Annotated in this window: 14 protein-coding genes; 9 read left to right on the forward strand and 5 right to left on the reverse strand. The window is 70.2% G+C overall.

Annotated features, from left to right (window positions below):
• Positions 1-96: 96 nt before the first annotated feature.
• The 5 genes from miv_RS03375 to miv_RS03395 all read right to left on the reverse strand — a co-directional run bounded on the left by miv_RS03375 (position 97) and on the right by miv_RS03395 (position 6,443).
• On the reverse strand, positions 97-1,770 hold the full coding sequence (locus tag miv_RS03375; RefSeq protein ID WP_207181425.1) for an ABC transporter ATP-binding protein: 1,674 nt from the start codon (positions 1,768-1,770) through the stop codon (positions 97-99).
• Between the two features lie 8 nt (positions 1,771-1,778).
• Complete coding sequence (locus tag miv_RS03380; protein WP_244748844.1) at positions 1,779-2,705, reverse strand: ABC transporter permease; 927 nt, start codon at positions 2,703-2,705, stop codon at positions 1,779-1,781.
• Positions 2,702-3,643 (reverse strand): ABC transporter permease, encoded by a 942-nt coding sequence (locus miv_RS03385; RefSeq protein WP_048426429.1) that lies wholly within the window; start codon positions 3,641-3,643, stop codon positions 2,702-2,704. Before miv_RS03385 ends, miv_RS03380 begins: the two co-directional genes overlap by 4 nt.
• A gap of 4 nt (positions 3,644-3,647) precedes the next feature.
• The gene (locus miv_RS03390; RefSeq protein ID WP_048426428.1) at positions 3,648-5,222 is read right to left on the reverse strand and encodes an ABC transporter substrate-binding protein; all 1,575 of its coding nucleotides are present in this window, start codon (positions 5,220-5,222) and stop codon (positions 3,648-3,650) included.
• A gap of 318 nt (positions 5,223-5,540) precedes the next feature.
• Positions 5,541-6,443 carry a LysR substrate-binding domain-containing protein gene (locus miv_RS03395; protein ID WP_048426427.1) on the reverse strand — a complete coding sequence of 301 codons (903 nt, stop codon included), beginning with the start codon at positions 6,441-6,443 and terminating at the stop codon, positions 5,541-5,543.
• A 554-nt stretch (positions 6,444-6,997) separates the two neighbouring features.
• Between miv_RS03395 and miv_RS03400 the strand changes: the two genes are divergently transcribed.
• The 9 genes from miv_RS03400 (at position 6,998) to miv_RS03440 (ending at position 15,681) form a co-directional block, all read left to right on the forward strand.
• Positions 6,998-8,872: a methanol/ethanol family PQQ-dependent dehydrogenase gene (locus tag miv_RS03400; RefSeq protein WP_048426430.1), complete on the forward strand. Its 1,875-nt coding sequence runs from the start codon at positions 6,998-7,000 to the stop codon at positions 8,870-8,872.
• A 100-nt stretch (positions 8,873-8,972) separates the two neighbouring features.
• Positions 8,973-9,920, forward strand: a complete 948-nt coding sequence (gene moxJ / locus miv_RS03405; protein ID WP_207181427.1) for a methanol oxidation system protein MoxJ — start codon at positions 8,973-8,975, stop codon at positions 9,918-9,920.
• Between the two features lie 69 nt (positions 9,921-9,989).
• The gene (gene moxG, locus miv_RS03410) at positions 9,990-10,586 is read left to right on the forward strand and encodes a cytochrome c(L), periplasmic (RefSeq protein WP_048431241.1); all 597 of its coding nucleotides are present in this window, start codon (positions 9,990-9,992) and stop codon (positions 10,584-10,586) included.
• Between the two features lie 111 nt (positions 10,587-10,697).
• Entirely contained in the window at positions 10,698-10,982 is a 285-nt protein-coding gene (locus miv_RS03415) for a methanol dehydrogenase [cytochrome c] subunit (RefSeq protein WP_048431240.1), read from the forward strand.
• 185 nt (positions 10,983-11,167) lie between these two features.
• The gene (locus miv_RS03420) at positions 11,168-12,199 is read left to right on the forward strand and encodes an AAA family ATPase (RefSeq protein WP_058619588.1); all 1,032 of its coding nucleotides are present in this window, start codon (positions 11,168-11,170) and stop codon (positions 12,197-12,199) included.
• Positions 12,196-13,038 carry a DUF58 domain-containing protein gene (locus miv_RS03425; protein ID WP_207181429.1) on the forward strand — a complete coding sequence of 281 codons (843 nt, stop codon included), beginning with the start codon at positions 12,196-12,198 and terminating at the stop codon, positions 13,036-13,038. Before miv_RS03420 ends, miv_RS03425 begins: the two co-directional genes overlap by 4 nt.
• A complete protein-coding gene (locus tag miv_RS03430) occupies positions 13,035-14,003 on the forward strand; it encodes a nonribosomal peptide synthetase MxaA (RefSeq protein ID WP_207181431.1) in 969 nt (322 codons plus the stop codon). Before miv_RS03425 ends, miv_RS03430 begins: the two co-directional genes overlap by 4 nt.
• Positions 14,000-15,064, forward strand: coding sequence for a vWA domain-containing protein (locus miv_RS03435; RefSeq protein ID WP_244748845.1), 1,065 nt, complete (start codon positions 14,000-14,002; stop codon positions 15,062-15,064). Before miv_RS03430 ends, miv_RS03435 begins: the two co-directional genes overlap by 4 nt.
• On the forward strand, positions 15,061-15,681 hold the full coding sequence (locus tag miv_RS03440) for an MxaK protein (RefSeq protein ID WP_244748846.1): 621 nt from the start codon (positions 15,061-15,063) through the stop codon (positions 15,679-15,681). Before miv_RS03435 ends, miv_RS03440 begins: the two co-directional genes overlap by 4 nt.
• Positions 15,682-15,690 lie beyond the last annotated feature (9 nt).

Consider the following 15,690-nt stretch of genomic DNA (forward strand, 5'->3'; position numbering starts at 1 on the left):
AGCAGAAGGCACCGCCGAGGTCTATCCGGCACCACCCCCACCCCCGGCCCCTCCCCACAGGGGGGAGGGGACGTGCTTCATCCTTGTTCGTCTGCATCAGGCGGACGCCGCTTCCTGAAGAGGCGCGTCCCCCCGCCCGAACTCCCGCCCCGGCGCCGCCGCGATCAGCGCCCGGGTATAGGCCGCCGAGGGCCGGGCGAAGACCTCCGCGGTCGGGCCTTCCTCGACGATGCGGCCGCGCTGCATCACGATCAGCCGGTCGCAGATCTGGGCCGCCACCCGCAGGTCGTGGGTGATGAACAGGATCGCGAGGTCGAAGCGGCGCTGCACGTCGTCGAGGAGGGCCAGCACCTGGCGCTGCACCGAGACGTCGAGGGCCGAGACCGCCTCGTCGGCGATGAGAATCTCGGGCTCCATGGCGAGCGCCCGGGCGAGCGCGATGCGCTGGCGCTGACCGCCGGAGAACTGGTGCGGGTAGCGGGCGAGCGCCGCCGGATCGAGCCCGACGAGGCTCATCAGCTCCCGGGCCTTCGCGGTTGCGGCCTCCGGGCTCGCCCCGAAATTCACCGGCCCCTCGATGATCGAGGCGCCGACGGTGCGGCGCGGGTTGAGCGACCGGAACGGGTCCTGGAACACCACCTGGATTTTTTGGCGCAACGGCCGCAGCCGGCGCTCGGTCAGCCGGGCGATGTCCCGGTCGCCGACCATGATCTGGCCGCCGCTCGGGGCGATCAGCCGGGCGATGCAGCGCGCCACCGTGGACTTGCCCGAGCCCGATTCGCCGACGATGCCGACCGTCTCGCCGCGATGAATCCGGAGGGCCACGTCGGCGGCGGCGTGGACCTCGCGGGTCTTCTTGAACAGGCCGCCGCTGCGGTAGGTCTTGGCGAGGGCCGCGGTCTCCAGCGCCAGCGTGCCGGTGACCGGCGGGCGCCGGGCGGGCGTCATCGTCGGCACCGCCCCGATCAGCATCCGGGTGTAGGGGTGCTGGGGCCGCTCCAGCACCTGCGCGGCCGGACCCTGCTCGACGACGCGGCCGCGCTGCATCACCACCACCCGGTCGGCGATCTCCGCCACCACGCCGAAATCGTGGGTGATGAACAGCACGCCGGTGCCGCGGCGCTCCTGCATCTCGCGGATCAGCTTGAGGATCTGGGCCTGGGTGGTGACGTCGAGCGCCGTCGTCGGCTCGTCGGCGATGAGCAGCGCCGGATCGAGGATCAGGGCCGCGGCGATCATCACCCGCTGGCGCTGGCCGCCGGAGAGCTGGTGGGGATAGGAGGCGTGCATCCGCTCCGGATCGGGCAGGTGCATCGCGTCCAGCATCGCCAGCACCTTGGCCCAGCGCTCCTTCGGCCCGAGGTCGGTGTGGATGCGCAACACCTCCTCGATCTGGTCGCCGACGGTGAGGACCGGGTTCAAGGCCGTCATCGGCTCCTGGAAGATCATCGCCATCCGGTCGCCGCGCAGGGCCCGCAGGCGCTGGGGGCTTGCCGTCAGCACGTCCTCGCCGATGAGCCGGATGGCGCCCGCCACGGGCTTGAGCACCTTCGCGAGCAGGCCCATCACCGAGAAGGCGGTGACCGACTTGCCCGAGCCGGATTCGCCGACGACGCAGACGATCTCGCCGCGGGCGACCGTGAACGAGACCCCGTCGACGGCGCGGAGCCGGTCGCCGCCGCCCGGCAGCGCGATGGCGAGGTTCTCGACCTCGAGGACGGGTCCTTGCGGAGCGGCTTCTCGCAGGACGGGGGAGGGCACGGACGTCATCGGTGCGCTCATCGGCCTGTCATCTTCGGGTCGAGGGTGTCGCGCAGGCCGTCGCCCAGCATGTTCACGGCCAGCACCGTGAGGCCGAGGACGATGCCCGGATACAGGATGGTGTGGGGGTAGACCCGGAACAGGTTGCGGCCCTCCGCCATGATGTTGCCCCAGCTCGGCGTCTCCGGCGGGATGCCGATGCCGAGGAACGAGAGCACCGCCTCGACCAGGATCGCCGAGGCGGCGATGAAGGTGCCCTGCACGATCAGGGGCGCGATCGTGTTGGGCAGGATGTGGCGCGCCATCAGCAGCGGCAGGCGGGTGCCGGCCATGATCGCGGCCTCGACATAGGGTTCTTCCCGCACCGAGAGCACGATCGAGCGCACCAGCCGCACCACCCGGGGGATCTCCGGCACCACGATCGCGGCGATGACCGCCGGAAGGCCGGCCCGGAAGAGCGACACGACCGCGATGGCGAGCAGGATGCCGGGGATCGCCATCAGCCCGTCCATCAGCCGCATGATCGGCCCGTCGAGGGGGCGGATATATCCCGCCACCAGCCCGAGCAGCAGGCCGATCGCCAGCGACAGGGTCGCCACCGAGACGGCGATCAGGAGCGAGACCCGGGCGCCGTAGAGCACCCGGCTGTAGACGTCGCGGCCCAGGGTGTCGGTCCCGAGCCGGTGGCGGTAGGTCGTGGCCGTGCCGTCCTCGGCCCGGATCGTGCGCTCGAAGCCCGGCGGCCGGTTGCGGGTGGCCGGGTTGATCGCGGTCGGGTCGAGGGTGCCGAGGAACGGCGCGAAGGTCCCGATCAGCGCCATCAGGAGCAGGAAGCCGGCACCGATCGCGACGACCGGGTTGCGGACGAGGCGGGCGGCGAGGGTGCGGCCGGGCGGCAGGGGTGCGGCCGCGGCGGGCGCCAGCAGGGTCGGCTCGGCACTCAATGACGGATCCTCGGGTCGAACAGGCTGTAGGTCAGGTCGATCAGGAGGTTGATGAGGACGTAGACGCCCGAGAACATCAGGATCAGCGCCTGGATCGTCGGGTAGTCCCGGGCCAGCACCGCATCGACCGTGAGGCGGCCGAGGCCGGGAATCGCGAACACGCTCTCGGTCACCACCACGCCGCCGATGAGGAGCGCGATGCCGATGCCGACGACCGTGACGATCGGCACCGCGGCGTTCTTGAGCGCGTGACGGAAGAGGATCTTGCGCTCGACCTGGCCCTTGGCCCGGGCAGTGCGGATGTAATCCTCGTTCAAGACTTCCAGCACGCTCGCCCGGGTCATGCGGGCGATGAGCGCGATGTAGACCACCGACAGGGTCGTCGCCGGCAGGACCAGCCGGTGCAGGTAGCCGCCGAGCCCGTCCGCGAGGGGCTGGTACCCCTGCACCGGGAACCAGCCGAGGGTGATCGAGAAGACGTAGATCAACAGGTAGCCGATCACGAAGACCGGCACCGAGAAGCCCAGCACCGACACGCCCATCACGATCCGGTCGAGCCAGGAGCCGTGCCGGTAGGCCGCCACCACCCCGAGGGGAATCGCGACGCAGACCGCGATCAGCATCGTGGCGGCGGCGAGCGACAGGGTCGGCTCGATCCGCCCGAGGATCAATTCGCCGATGCTCTTCTTGAAGAAGAACGACTCGCCGAGATTGCCGTGCAGCAGGTTGCCGGCCCAGATCGCGAACTGCGCCGGCAGCGACTGGTCGAGGCCGAGCGTCCGGCGCACCAGCGCGATCTGCTCGCTCGACGCGTTGTCCCCGGCGATCACCGCCGCCGGGTCGCCGGGGGTGAGCCGCAGCATCAGGAAGACCAGCACCGCGACGATCGCCAGGACCGGGATGGCGGCGAGCAATCGCCGCAGGACGTAGCCGGCCATCGCCCTACTTCTTCTTCTCGACGTTCCAGAACACCGGTGCGGCGGCGGTCAGGATGCCGGTGATGTTCTTGCGCGCGGCGATCGGGATGTAGAACTGGCCGAGCGGGATGTAGGGCACCACCTCGCGCCAGCGGACTTGAACGGCCTCGGCGATCGCCTTCTGCTTGCCCGGATCGACCTCGCGGGCGAAGTCGTCGCGCAGTTTCTCCATCTCGGCATCGCAGGGCCAGCCGAACGGGGCCTTGTCGCAGCTCATGTTCATGAAGCTCGACATCACCGGGTTCAGGATGTCGGCCGAGACCCAGGAGGTGTTCATCAGGTTCCAGCCGCCCTTGTCGACCGGATCCTTGCGTGCCCGGCGCGACACCACGGTCTGCCAATCGGACGACTGCATATCGACCTTGAAGCCGCCCTTCTCGAGGAGCTGCTTGGCCACCGGCCCGAGATTGGTCAGGGTCTGGAGATCGGTCGATTGCAGGAGGACGATCGGCGTGCCGTCGTAACCGGCCTCCTTCAGCAGCTGCTTCGACTTGGCAAAATTCGATTCGAGCAGCCCGTCCATCCCCTTGTCGGTGGCGAGCGGCGAGCCGCAGACGAACAGCGCCTTGCATGGCTTGTAGTAATCGGGGTCGCCCACCACCGCCTGGAGGAAGTCGGTCTGGTTGAGGGCATAGGTCATGGCCTGACGCACCTTCGGGTTGTCGAAGGGCTTGATCAGGTGGTTGGGCCGCATCGCGTATTGAAAGCCCAGCGGATTGTAGTCGACGAGCTTGACGCCGTCGTCGCCCTTGAGCAGCGGGATCAGGTCGTAGGCCGGCTGCTCGATCAGGTCGATCTCGCCGGCGAGCAGGGCGTTGACCGCCTGCTGCTGGTCCGAGATCGCCAGCCACTCGACCCGGTCGAGCTTGACCACCTTGCCGCCGGCAAGGCCCGAGGCCGGCTCGGGCCGCGGCTTGTAGTCCTTGAACTTGGTGTAGACGATTCTGTCGCCCGGCTTCCACTCGTCGGTCTTCATCACGAAGGGGCCGGAGCCGGTGAAGTCCGAGATCTGCTGGTTCGGGTCGGTCTCGGCGACCCGCTTCGGCATCATGAACGGCACGTTCGAGGACGGCTTGGCGAGGCCGAACAGCAGCAGCCCGGTCGGCGACTTGAGCTTGACGGTGAAGCGCTTCGCGTCGTCGGCGCTCATGCCCTCGACGAAGGTCATCAGCTTCTGGCCGAGCGAGTCGCGGGCCGCCCAGCGCTTGATCGAGGCGACGCAATCCTCCGCCGTCACCGGCTTGCCGTCGTGCCAGAGCAGGCCGTCGCGCAAGGTGAACGTGTAGGTCAGGGTGTCGGGCGACACCGTGTAGGTATCGACCATCTGCGGCTTGACCTCGCCCTTCGCGTCGAGGGCGAACAGCGTATCGTAGATCATGTAGCCGTGGTTGCGGACGATGTAGGCGGTGGTCCAGATCGGATCGACGATCTTGACGTCCGAATGCATCACCGCCTTGAGCGTCTGCGCCGGCGCGCCGACAGGCGCGAGCAGGGCCGCGGATGCGGCAACCAAGCCGAGAACGGACCGACGAAACGCCATCAAGCTGTCTCCCCTCGCAAACGAGCCGCCGGTGCGGCGGCGAAACACGCCGTCGGGTACCGCCCGACGCGGCACCATCCATGCAATCGACAGACCAGCTCGCATGCAGCCTGCGACGCTGATCGATGGCGCCGTTATTCTGCGCGCCGGACAAGTCTAGGAAAGCAGCGGCACGACCATTGAAATAGTCGCGCGACCTTGCCGCTGCGGATCGAGGCAGGATGCGGGAGGCCGGGCGGGCTGACTACGACGAAAGCGTGCGACGGGTGCACCGTTTTTCGTGTCACCCCTGCCGCTCGGTCACGAACTGCGGTGCAGTCAGGTGCGCAGGCGCTTCAGGGCGGTCTCGAGGTCGCGGCGCAGCCGCTCGGCGGCGAAGCTCGGCTGGCGATCGGCCGGGACGCAGAGGTCGAGGGAGGTCTCGACCGGCATCGTCTCGGGGAAGGGGACCGCCGTCATGGTGCCGGTGGCGAGCTCGTCGGCGACCGCGGCGCGCGGCAGAACCGCCAGTGCGCCGGCCTGGGCCACGAGGGTGCGCTGGAGATCGAGGGACGAAGCCTCGAAGGTCGGCACGATCCGGCATCCCGCCTCGGCCGCCGCCCTGTCGAGGAAGGTGCGGAGTCCGAAATCCGGGCCCGGCAGGACCCAGCGGTAGCCGGCGAGCGCCGTGAGGGAGGCCCCGCCCGGCCGCGTCACCGGATGGTCCGGCGGTGCGATGATGAATTGCGGCAGCCAGATCCGCTGGGCCACCGTGACCGCGTCGGAGGGCGGAGCGAAGAAGGTGAGGGCGATGTCGCAGGAGGCGTCCTCGATCGCCCGCACCGCGTCCTTGGCGGTTCCGGTGCGCAGCCGCGCGCGGACATGGGGGTGGCGGCCTGCGAAGGCGGAGAGCACCGGCACCAGGATCGCCGAGGCGACGCCCTCGGCCGCGTGGACGCCGACGAGCCCGCCGCGCAGGCCCTTCAGGTCGTCGATGAGCCGCACGACGTGGTCGAGCTCATTGATGGTGCGGTCGAGCTTGGCCGCCAGCAACTCGCCGGCAGCCGTCAGCCGGATGCCGAGCGGCCCGCGCTCGAGGAGCGGCGCGTCCATGTAGTATTCGAGCTGGGAGATGTGCCGCGCCAGCACGTTGGGATGGATGTCGAGCTGGCTCGCCGCGTCGCGCAGGGAGCTGCATCGGGTGACGACGGCGAAGTAGTGGAGAGCGACGATCTTCGCCATGCCGCCTTGACCCGAGACACCGGCGCTCCGTCGCAGAGCGCCCGCGGGGCCGGCCCGCGCATGCGCGCAGGGGCGATGCGGTGCCAAGAAAGACCATTGGTGTCAATAGGCTACAAGTTTGCTGGGCCGGACACGGCCCGCGAGGCGCCATTGCTGCGATGCAGCACTGACCTTGCGGCAATGCAAAACCATCGCTTCCGCGCCCAGACCCGTCGCGATTCCAATCGCTTGTGAAGACGCTAAGACGCCCGCCCGCCGCGGACCCTGCGCGAAAGACGATCTCACAAGCGAGATAATAGGCTATACGAATTGCCGCTTGTTCCCGATCTATAGATCGACTCAGCGGAAGACATCAGAATGGCACGATGCTAAAGTGGCTTCGGTGAGCAAATGTAATAAGTTATTTATAAGGGTGATCGATGAGAGAAAACTATGACTGCGCCGTCAAGGCTCGGCCATTCTCTCTCGGGTCCGACATTTCTCATCATGCGAACACGCTTCGCTTTGCGGCTGCCGGCCGCGTGAACGTGAAACGCCGAATGGAGACGCTGAACATGGGCAAGTTTGTGAACTCCGTTTCCGTGGCAGCCCTGATGGCGCTGGCGCCGCTCGCGCTGCCGTCTGCCGCGCTCGCCAACGACAAGCTCTTGGAGATGTCGAAGAGCGACGATAACTGGCTGATGCCGGGCAAGAACTACGATTCGGACAACTACAGCGGCCTGACCCAGATCAACGACAAGAACGTCAAGAACCTCAAGGTGTCCTGGCAGTTCTCGACTGGTCTGCTCAACGGCCACGAGGGTGCCCCGCTGGTCGTGAACGGCAAGATGTACGTTCACACCTCGTTCCCGAACAACACCTTCGCCCTCGGGCTCGACGATCCGGGCAAGATCATCTGGCAGGACAAGCCGAAGCAGAACCCGGCCGCGCGCTCGGTGGCCTGCTGCGATCTCGTCAACCGCGGCCTCGCCTACTGGCCGGGTGATGGCAAGACCCCGGCCCTGATCCTGAAGACCCTGCTCGACGGCCATGTCGCGGCGCTCAACGCCGAGACCGGCGAGACGGTCTGGAAGATCGAGAATTCCGACATCAAGATGGGCTCGACCCTGACCATCGCCCCCTACGTGGTGAAGGACAAGGTGATCATCGGCTCGTCGGGCGCCGAGCTCGGCGTGCGCGGCTATCTCACCGCCTACGACGTCAAGACCGGCGAGCAGAAGTGGCGCGCCTATGCCACCGGGCCGGACAAGGACCTGCTGCTCGCGCCCGACTTCAACATCAAGAACCCGCAATACGGCCAGTTCGGCCTCGGCACGCAGACCTGGGAGGGTGATTCCTGGAAGATCGGCGGCGGCACCAACTGGGGCTGGTACGCCTACGATCCGGGCACCAACATGATCTACTTCGGCACCGGCAACCCGGCGCCGTGGAACGAGACCATGCGTCCCGGCGACAACAAATGGACGATGACCATCTTCGGTCGCGACGTCGATACGGGCGAGGCGCATTTCGGCTACCAGAAGACCCCGCACGACGAGTGGGACTATGCCGGCGTCAACGTGATGATGCTGTCCAACCAGAAGGACAGCGAGGGGAAGATGAGGAAGCTCCTCACGCACCCGGATCGCAACGGCATCGTCTACACCCTCGACCGCACCGACGGTTCGCTGGTCACGGCGAGCAAGATCGACGACACGGTCAACGTGTTCAAGACGGTCGATCTCAAGTCGGGCCTGCCGGTGCGCGATCCCGAATACGGCACCCGGATGGACCACCTTTCCAAGGACATCTGTCCCTCGGCGATGGGCTACCACAACCAGGGCCACGATTCGTACGATCCGAACCGCAAGCTCTTCTACATGGGCATCAACCATATCTGCATGGATTGGGAGCCCTTCATGCTGCCCTACCGGGCCGGCCAGTTCTTCGTCGGTGCGACGCTGAACATGTATCCGGGACCGAAGGGCGACCGTCAGAACGCCGAGGGGCTGGGCCAGATCAAGGCCTACGACGCCATCACGGGCAAGTTCAAATGGGAGAAGATGGAGCGCTTCGCGGTCTGGGGCGGTACCATGGCGACGGCCGGCAACCTGGTGTTCTACGGAACGCTCGACGGCTACATCAAGGCGCGCAACTCCGACACGGGTGAGCTGCTCTGGAAGTCGAAGCTGCCGTCCGGCGCGATCGGCTACCCGATCACCTACACCCACAAGGGCACGCAATACGTCGCCATCTACTACGGCGTCGGCGGCTGGCCGGGCGTCGGCCTGGTCTTCGACCTGCAGGACCCGACCGCCGGCCTCGGCGCGGTGGGCGCGTTCAAGAAGCTCGCGAACTACACCCAGATGGGCGGCGGCGTGACGGTGTTCTCCCTCGACGGCAAGGGCCCGTACGACGATCCGAACGTCGGCGAGTACTCGGCGAACTGATCCGCCGACCCTCCCGCCCCGTCCCGCCCAGCGGGACGGGGTGCCCCTCCCCATGCGGGGAGGGGCAGCCCGCTGCCCCTCGATGACGACGGATCCGTTCATGTTGAGATCGTTCGGACGATCCCGCCTGCGCCTGGCGGGCCTGACGGCGCTCGCCGCCTTCACCGCTCCGGCCTTCGCCACCGCGGCCCTGGCCCAGGCAAAGCCCGCGCAGAGCGCGCCGGCCCAAGCCCAGCCCCAAGCCCAGCCCCAAACCCAGCCCTCGGCCGATGCCGCCGCGCCCCAGGATGACGGCGTGCTGCGGGTCTGCGCCGCGGCGAACCAGCCGCCGCTGTCGCTGAAGGACGGCACCGGGCTGGAGAACCGCATCGCCGCGGCGGTGGCCGAGGCGATGGGGCGCAAGGTCCAGTTCGTCTGGTCGGAGAAGCCCGCGATCTACCTGGTGCGCGACTTCCTCGACAAGAAGCTGTGCGACGTCGTCGCCGGGCTCGATACCGGCGACCCGCGGGTGCTGACGACGAAGCCGTATTACCGCAGCGGCTACGTCTTCGTGACCCGGGCCAAGGACGGGCCCGACGTGACCTCCTGGTCCGATCCGCGGCTCAAGCAGGTCGGCCACGTCGCGGTGCCGTTCGGCTCGCCGAGCGAGACGATGCTGAAGAACATCGGCCGCTACGAGGAGGACATGGCCTACCTCTACTCGCTGGTGAACTTCCGCTCGCCGCGCAACCAGTACACCCAGATCGATCCGGCGCGCCTCGTCGGCGAGGTCGCGAGCGGCAAGGCCGACGTCGCGGTGCCCTTCGCTCCCGACGTCGCCCGCTTCGTCAAGGCCTCGACCGTGCCCCTGCGCATGACCCTGGTGAAGGACGACGCCACCCGCGCCGACGGCCAGAAGGTCGCCATGCGCTTCGACCAGTCGATGGGCGTGCGCCGCGGCGACGACGCGCTGCTCGCCGCCCTCGACACGGCCCTCGTCAAGGCCCGTCCGGCGATCGACGCGATCCTGAAGGACGAGGGCGTCCCGACGGTGCCGACCGGGTCCTGATTCCCCGCTTCATCCCCTCGTCCTGCGGGCCGCCGGAGGTGGCCCCTTCCTTCAACAGAGCGTCACGTCATGATCCAGCGTAGGACCGCCCTCGGTGCCAGCCTTGGGCTCGTCATCGTCATCGCCAGCCTCGGCGCCCTGCCGCGGCCCACCACGGCCCAGAGCAGCGCCGTGGACCTGCGTAACGTCGTCACCGGCGAGAAGCTCGACTTCTCTGACGTGCTGCCGGAGGGCAAGGACACGCCGGGGGTGAAGCAGTTCCTCGCCACCGGCCACAACCCCTACATCACCGATGCGAGCTGCCTGAAGAAGGGCGAGCAGACCTTCCTGGCCGCCTGCTCGGGCTGCCACGGCCATATCGGCGAGGGCAAGATCGGCCCCGGCCTCGCCGACAATTACTGGACCTACCCCCAGAACACGACCGATGCCGGCCTGTTCTCGACGGTGTTCGGCGGTGCCAACGGCCAGATGGGCCCGCACAACGAGAGCCTGACCCTCGACGACATGCTGCAGGTCACCGCCTGGGTCCGCCATCTCTACAGCGGCCCGGTGGCCGACGCCGAGTGGCTGAACGACGAGCAGAAGAAGGCCTACAAGCCCTACAAGCTCGGCGAGACCTTCCCCGACAACCCGCCAGGGATGTGCGCCAAGACCGGCAAGTCCTGACGGCGATCGATCCCGGGTCGCCGCACGACCCGGGCTGACGGGGCCGGAGCCGGTCTTCGCTCCGTCTCCCGACCCGCACGCCCCGAACCATAATTCGACAGGAGGAACACCATGCGCCTGACCCTCGCCGTCATCGCCCTCGTCGCCGGCTCGGCCCTGCCGGCGCTCGCCTACGACGGCACCAAGTGCAAGGCCCCCGGCAATTGCTGGGAGCCCAAGCCCGGCTTCCCCGAGAAGGTCGCGGGGACGAAGTACGATCCCAAGCACGATCCCAAAGAGCTGAACAAGCAGGCCGATTCCATCAAGGCGATGGAGGAGCGCAACAAGAAGCGGGTCGACAACTTCAAGAAGACCGGCAAGTTCGAATACGACGTCAGCAAGATCGCGGCCCAGTAATCCCGCGGCGCTTTCGAGCGGATCTGCTCGAAGGCGCAAGGCAAGCCCGAATGGGCGTCGGCGCTGAGGCGCCGGACGCCTTGGCATCGACGCGTCGATGCCAAGGCGCGAGGGTATAGCGCGTGGCGCCGATCGCGCCGCGCCCCCGCGATTGCGATGCATCCGTCCCGGAGTTGTCGATCCGCATGAACCAGATCCGGCCGGCCGACGCGGCCCTGACCGACTGGCGCCAGGCCGCCCTGCGCTTCGAGGCGGAGATCGCCAAGGCGGTGGTGGGCCAGGAGCGGGCGATCCGCCTCGTCACCATCGCGATCTTCGCCCGCGGGCACGTCCTGCTCGAGGGCGATGTCGGCGTCGGCAAGACCACCCTGCTGCGGGCGGTCGCCCGGGCCCTCGGCGGCGCCTACGAGCGCGTCGAGGGCACGGTCGACATGATGCCGGCCGACTTGATCTACCACACCTACCTCGCCGAGGACGGCCGCCCGCGGATCGAGCCCGGGCCGGTGCTGCGCCGGTCGCAGGATCTCTCGGTGTTCTTCTTCAACGAGATCAACCGGGCGCGGCCGCAGGTCCATTCCCTGCTCCTGCGCCTGATGGCCGAGCGCAGCGTCCAGGCCTTCGACCGCGAGTACCGGTTCCCCCATCTCCAGGTCTTCGCCGACCGCAACCGGGTCGAGCGCGAGGAAACCTTCGAGTTGCCGGCGGCGGCCCGCGACCGGTTCCTGATGGAGATCGGCATGGAGGCGCCGACCGATCCGGCCCTGCGCCGCAGCCTCGCCTTCGATCCGCGCTTCCACGACACCGACACCCTCGTCGCCGAGGTCGCCGCGGACGTGATCGACCAGGGCGCGGTCGCGGGCATCGCGGCGGCGCTCCAGCACGGCATCCACGCCAGTCCCGCCCTCGAGGACTACGTCGTCCGGCTGTGGTCGGCGGTGCGCGAGCCGGCGAAAGCCGGGATCAGCCTGCCGGACGTCGCCATGGACTCCCTGGTCCAGGGCGGAGCGAGCCCGCGCGGCATCGCCTTCCTGATCCGCGCCGCCCGGGTGCGGGCCTGGCTGGAGGGCCGCGACGTCCTGCTGCCCGAGGACCTGCGCGCCGTCTTCCACGAGACCATGGCGCACCGGATCTTCCTCGAACCGGTCTACGAGATGCGCCGCGAGCGGATCGTGCCCGAGTTCTGCCGCGCCGTGCTCGCCACGGTGCCGGCGCCGTGAGCATCGACATCCTCTACCGCCTGCGCGGCCCCGCCGCCGGGCCGGCCCCCGGCGCGCACCGCGCCCGCGACACCGGCGGGCTTGGGGTCTTCCGCGATCAGGTGCCGTTCTGGCGCCACCCGGACGCCCGCCGCATCGACCTGCGGGCGACCCTGCGCGATCCCTTCGAGGGCACGGTCGTGCGGCGGTTCGAGCAAAGCCGGGCCCTGGAGGTCTGGGCGCTCGTCGACGCCTCGGCCTCGATGCGCTTCCGGGGCCGGGGCGAGACCTGGGCGCTGGTGACGGAGCTGTGCACCGCGCTCGCCCGCTCGGCCACGCGGATCGGGGACGCCTTCGGGGTGATGGCGTGCGGGGCGCGGGCCGAGACGGTCGTCCCGGTCTCGCGCCGCCGCGGCACCGCCGAGGCGGTGGCGGATGCGCTCGCGGCGATCGAGCCCCGGGGCGCGAGCGCCGCCGGGCTGGCGGAGGCGGGGGAGAGCCTCGCCGGCCGGCGCAAGCTCGTTGTGGCGATCTCGGATTTCCGCCTGCCCGCGCCCGTGCTCGCGGCCCTGTTCGAGCGGCTCCAGGGCCACGACGTGGTGCCGGTCGCGGTCGAGGACGGCGCCTTCGACGAGGGCCTGCCGGCTTTCGGGCTGATCGAGCTGGAGGATCTGGAGGGCGGCGGGCGCCGCCGGGTGCTCATGCGGCCGTCCCTGCGGGCGCGCTGGCTCTCCCGCGAGGCGGACCGGCGCGAGGCCCTGCGCCGCCTCGCCCTGCGGTACGGCCGGCCGCCCTACCGCCTCGCCGACCGGTTCGACGGCGACGACTTCTCCCGCCACCTGCTCGGGACCGCCGCATGAGGTTGCGTGCCCCCCTGACGGCGGCGGCCCTCGCGGCGAGCCTGCTCCCGGCTCTGCCTGCCGCCGCCCAGATCGGCACCGTGACGGTGCGCAGCCCGCGGCCGTTCGGGCTGTTCCTCGGCGACCGCTTCGGCGCGACCGTCGAGATCGAGGCCGCGGACGGGTTCGTGCCGCAGGCGGCCTCGCTGCCGAAGGCCGGGCCGCTGACCTACTGGCTCGACCTGACCGGCCTCTCTGTCGCGGCCGGTCCTCTGCTGCCGAACGGCAACCGGCTGTGGCGCCTGTCGCTCGCCTACCAGACCTTCTACGCCGCCCTCGACGTGCGCCGCCTCGACATCCCGGCCTTCACCGTGACCTTCGCCAGCGATTCCGCCCGGGCGACGACGAGCGCGACCGCCGAGGTGCCGACCTGGCCGATCCTCGTCTCCCCCCTGCGCGAGATCCAGCCGCCGCCGGTCGCCGACCCGGTCGACTACCTGCGGCCCGAGAGCTCGGTGCCGCGCCGGGATCCGGGGCCCGCCCGGGCCCTCGCCTGGGCCTTCGCGGCGCTCGGTCTTGCCGGCCTCGCGCTCCTCGCCCGCGACCGGGCCTGGTGGCCGCTCCATCGCCGCCCGGCCCGGGCCTTCGCGGCGGCGGCGCGGCAGGTGCGCCGCCTCGCCGCCCGACCGGAGGACGAGGCCGCCTACCGCGCGGCGCTGCTGGCGCTCCATCGCGGCCTCGACCGCACCGACGGGCGGCGGGTGATGGGCGAGGACCTCGCCGACTTCCTCGGCCGCCACCCGGCCTACGGCGCCCTCGCCCAGCCCCTCGGCCGGTTCTTCGCGGCCTCCCGCGCCGCCTTCTTCGGCCGCGACCCCGCGGCGGCGCGGCGCGCCTGGCCCTTCCCGGACCTCGTCGCCACCGCCCGCCGCCTCGCCGCGGCGGAGCGTGCGGGACCGCCGGCCGGAAACGGGGGTACGCCGTGAGCCTCTTGAGCCGCTTCGGGGTGACGGCGCCGGGCTGGCTGTGGCTCCTGCCGCTCGCCCTTCTGCCGCTCGCCGCCACGGCGCAGCGTCGCGTGCCGGTGCCCGCGCTCGCCATGGTGCCGGCGGACGGGCTGTCGCGCCTCGTCGATGCCGTGCTGACCCTCGCCGGCGTCGCGGGGATCGGCTTCCTGGTCCTGGCGCTGGCCGGGCCGCGGCTGGCCGGCGAGAGCGTCGTGCGGACGGGGGAGGGGGCTCAGGTCTCGCTGCTCATCGATCGCAGCGGCAGCATGAACGAGACCTTCGCCGGACGGCAGCCCTCGGGGGCCGAGGAATCGAAGGCCGCCGCCTCCCGGCGTATCCTCGAAGGCTTCGTCGGGCGCCGCGCCCACGACCTCGTGGCGGTCTCGGCCTTCTCGACCTCGCCGATGGCGGTGCTGCCGATGACCGACCGCCACGACGCCGTGCGGGCGGCGATCCGCGCCATCGACCGGCCCGGGCTGGAGGCGACCAACGTCGCCCGCGGCCTCGGCCTGGCCCTGTCGCAGTTCGGGCCCGGCGCGCCGCAGGCCTCCCGCGTCCTGCTCCTCGTCTCCGACGGCGCCGCGGTCATCGACCGGCGGGTGCAACCGCTCCTGCGCGAGGAATTCGCGAAGATCCACCCGACCCTGTACTGGCTCTTCCTGCGCACGGCCGGCTCGCCCGGCCTCGCCGACAGGCCGGCGGGCGAGGACACGCCGCAGGCCGCGCCGGAGCGCCATCTCGACCTGTTCTTCAAGAGCCTCGGCGTGCCCTACCGTGCCTTCGAGGCCGAGAGCCCGGAGGCGGTGGAGCAGGCGATCCGCGAGATCGACCGGCTCGAGCGCAAGCCGATCACTTATGTCGAACGCCGGCCGCAGCACGACCTCGCCGGCCTCGCCTACGGCCTCGCCGCCTTCGCGCTCGGGCTCCTCCTCGCCGGCAAGCTCGCCGAGACCGACCTCGCGGGATGGAAGGTCGAGGCCCGACGGTCGGCCCGCCCGTCCGAGGATCCCGCGTCTCAACCCACCCGGCGCGCCGCATGAGTGCCAAGCCCCTGTCCCTGCTCGCCAGGCCCCCGTCCATCGCCGCTCTCCTGCACCGGGCCCGGGGGCCCGTCCGCACCGGCCTCCTCGTGGCGGTGCCGCTCGTCGGCGCGGCCGGGGCGATCCTGTGCGCGGGTCTCGCCTGGCGCGACGTGAGCGCCAACCGGGCCATCGCGGCGCTCGAGGCCGGCACCGACCGTCCGGTGAGCGTCGACGCGCCGCCCGAACTCCTGCTCGCCCGCATCCGCTTCCTCGTCGCCCGGGAGCGGTTCGAGGCGGCCGAGCCGCTTCTCGCCGCCCTCGACCGCACCGGATCGGCGGACCTGCGCGGCCGCGCCCAGATCTCCCTCGCCAATGCGCGGCTGCGGCAGGCCTTCGCCAAGCTGGAGGCCGGGGAGCTCGACCCGGCCGCCCCCCTGGTGGGTCTCGCCCGCCAGGCCTATCGCCGGGCGCTCACCCTGCGGCCGGAAGCCTGGGACGCGAAGTTCAACCTCGACGTCGCCTCGCGGCTGGTGCGCGATTTCCCCGAGCGGGGCCGCGAGCACGGCGAGGAGATGCCCGCCGACCCGAAGAAGATCTGGACCGACATCCCGGGCCAGCCGCGGGGCCTGCCGTGACCGTCTCGG

The organism is Methylobacterium indicum (genome assembly GCF_017347565.1).
Lineage (GTDB): Bacteria > Pseudomonadota > Alphaproteobacteria > Rhizobiales > Beijerinckiaceae > Methylobacterium > Methylobacterium indicum.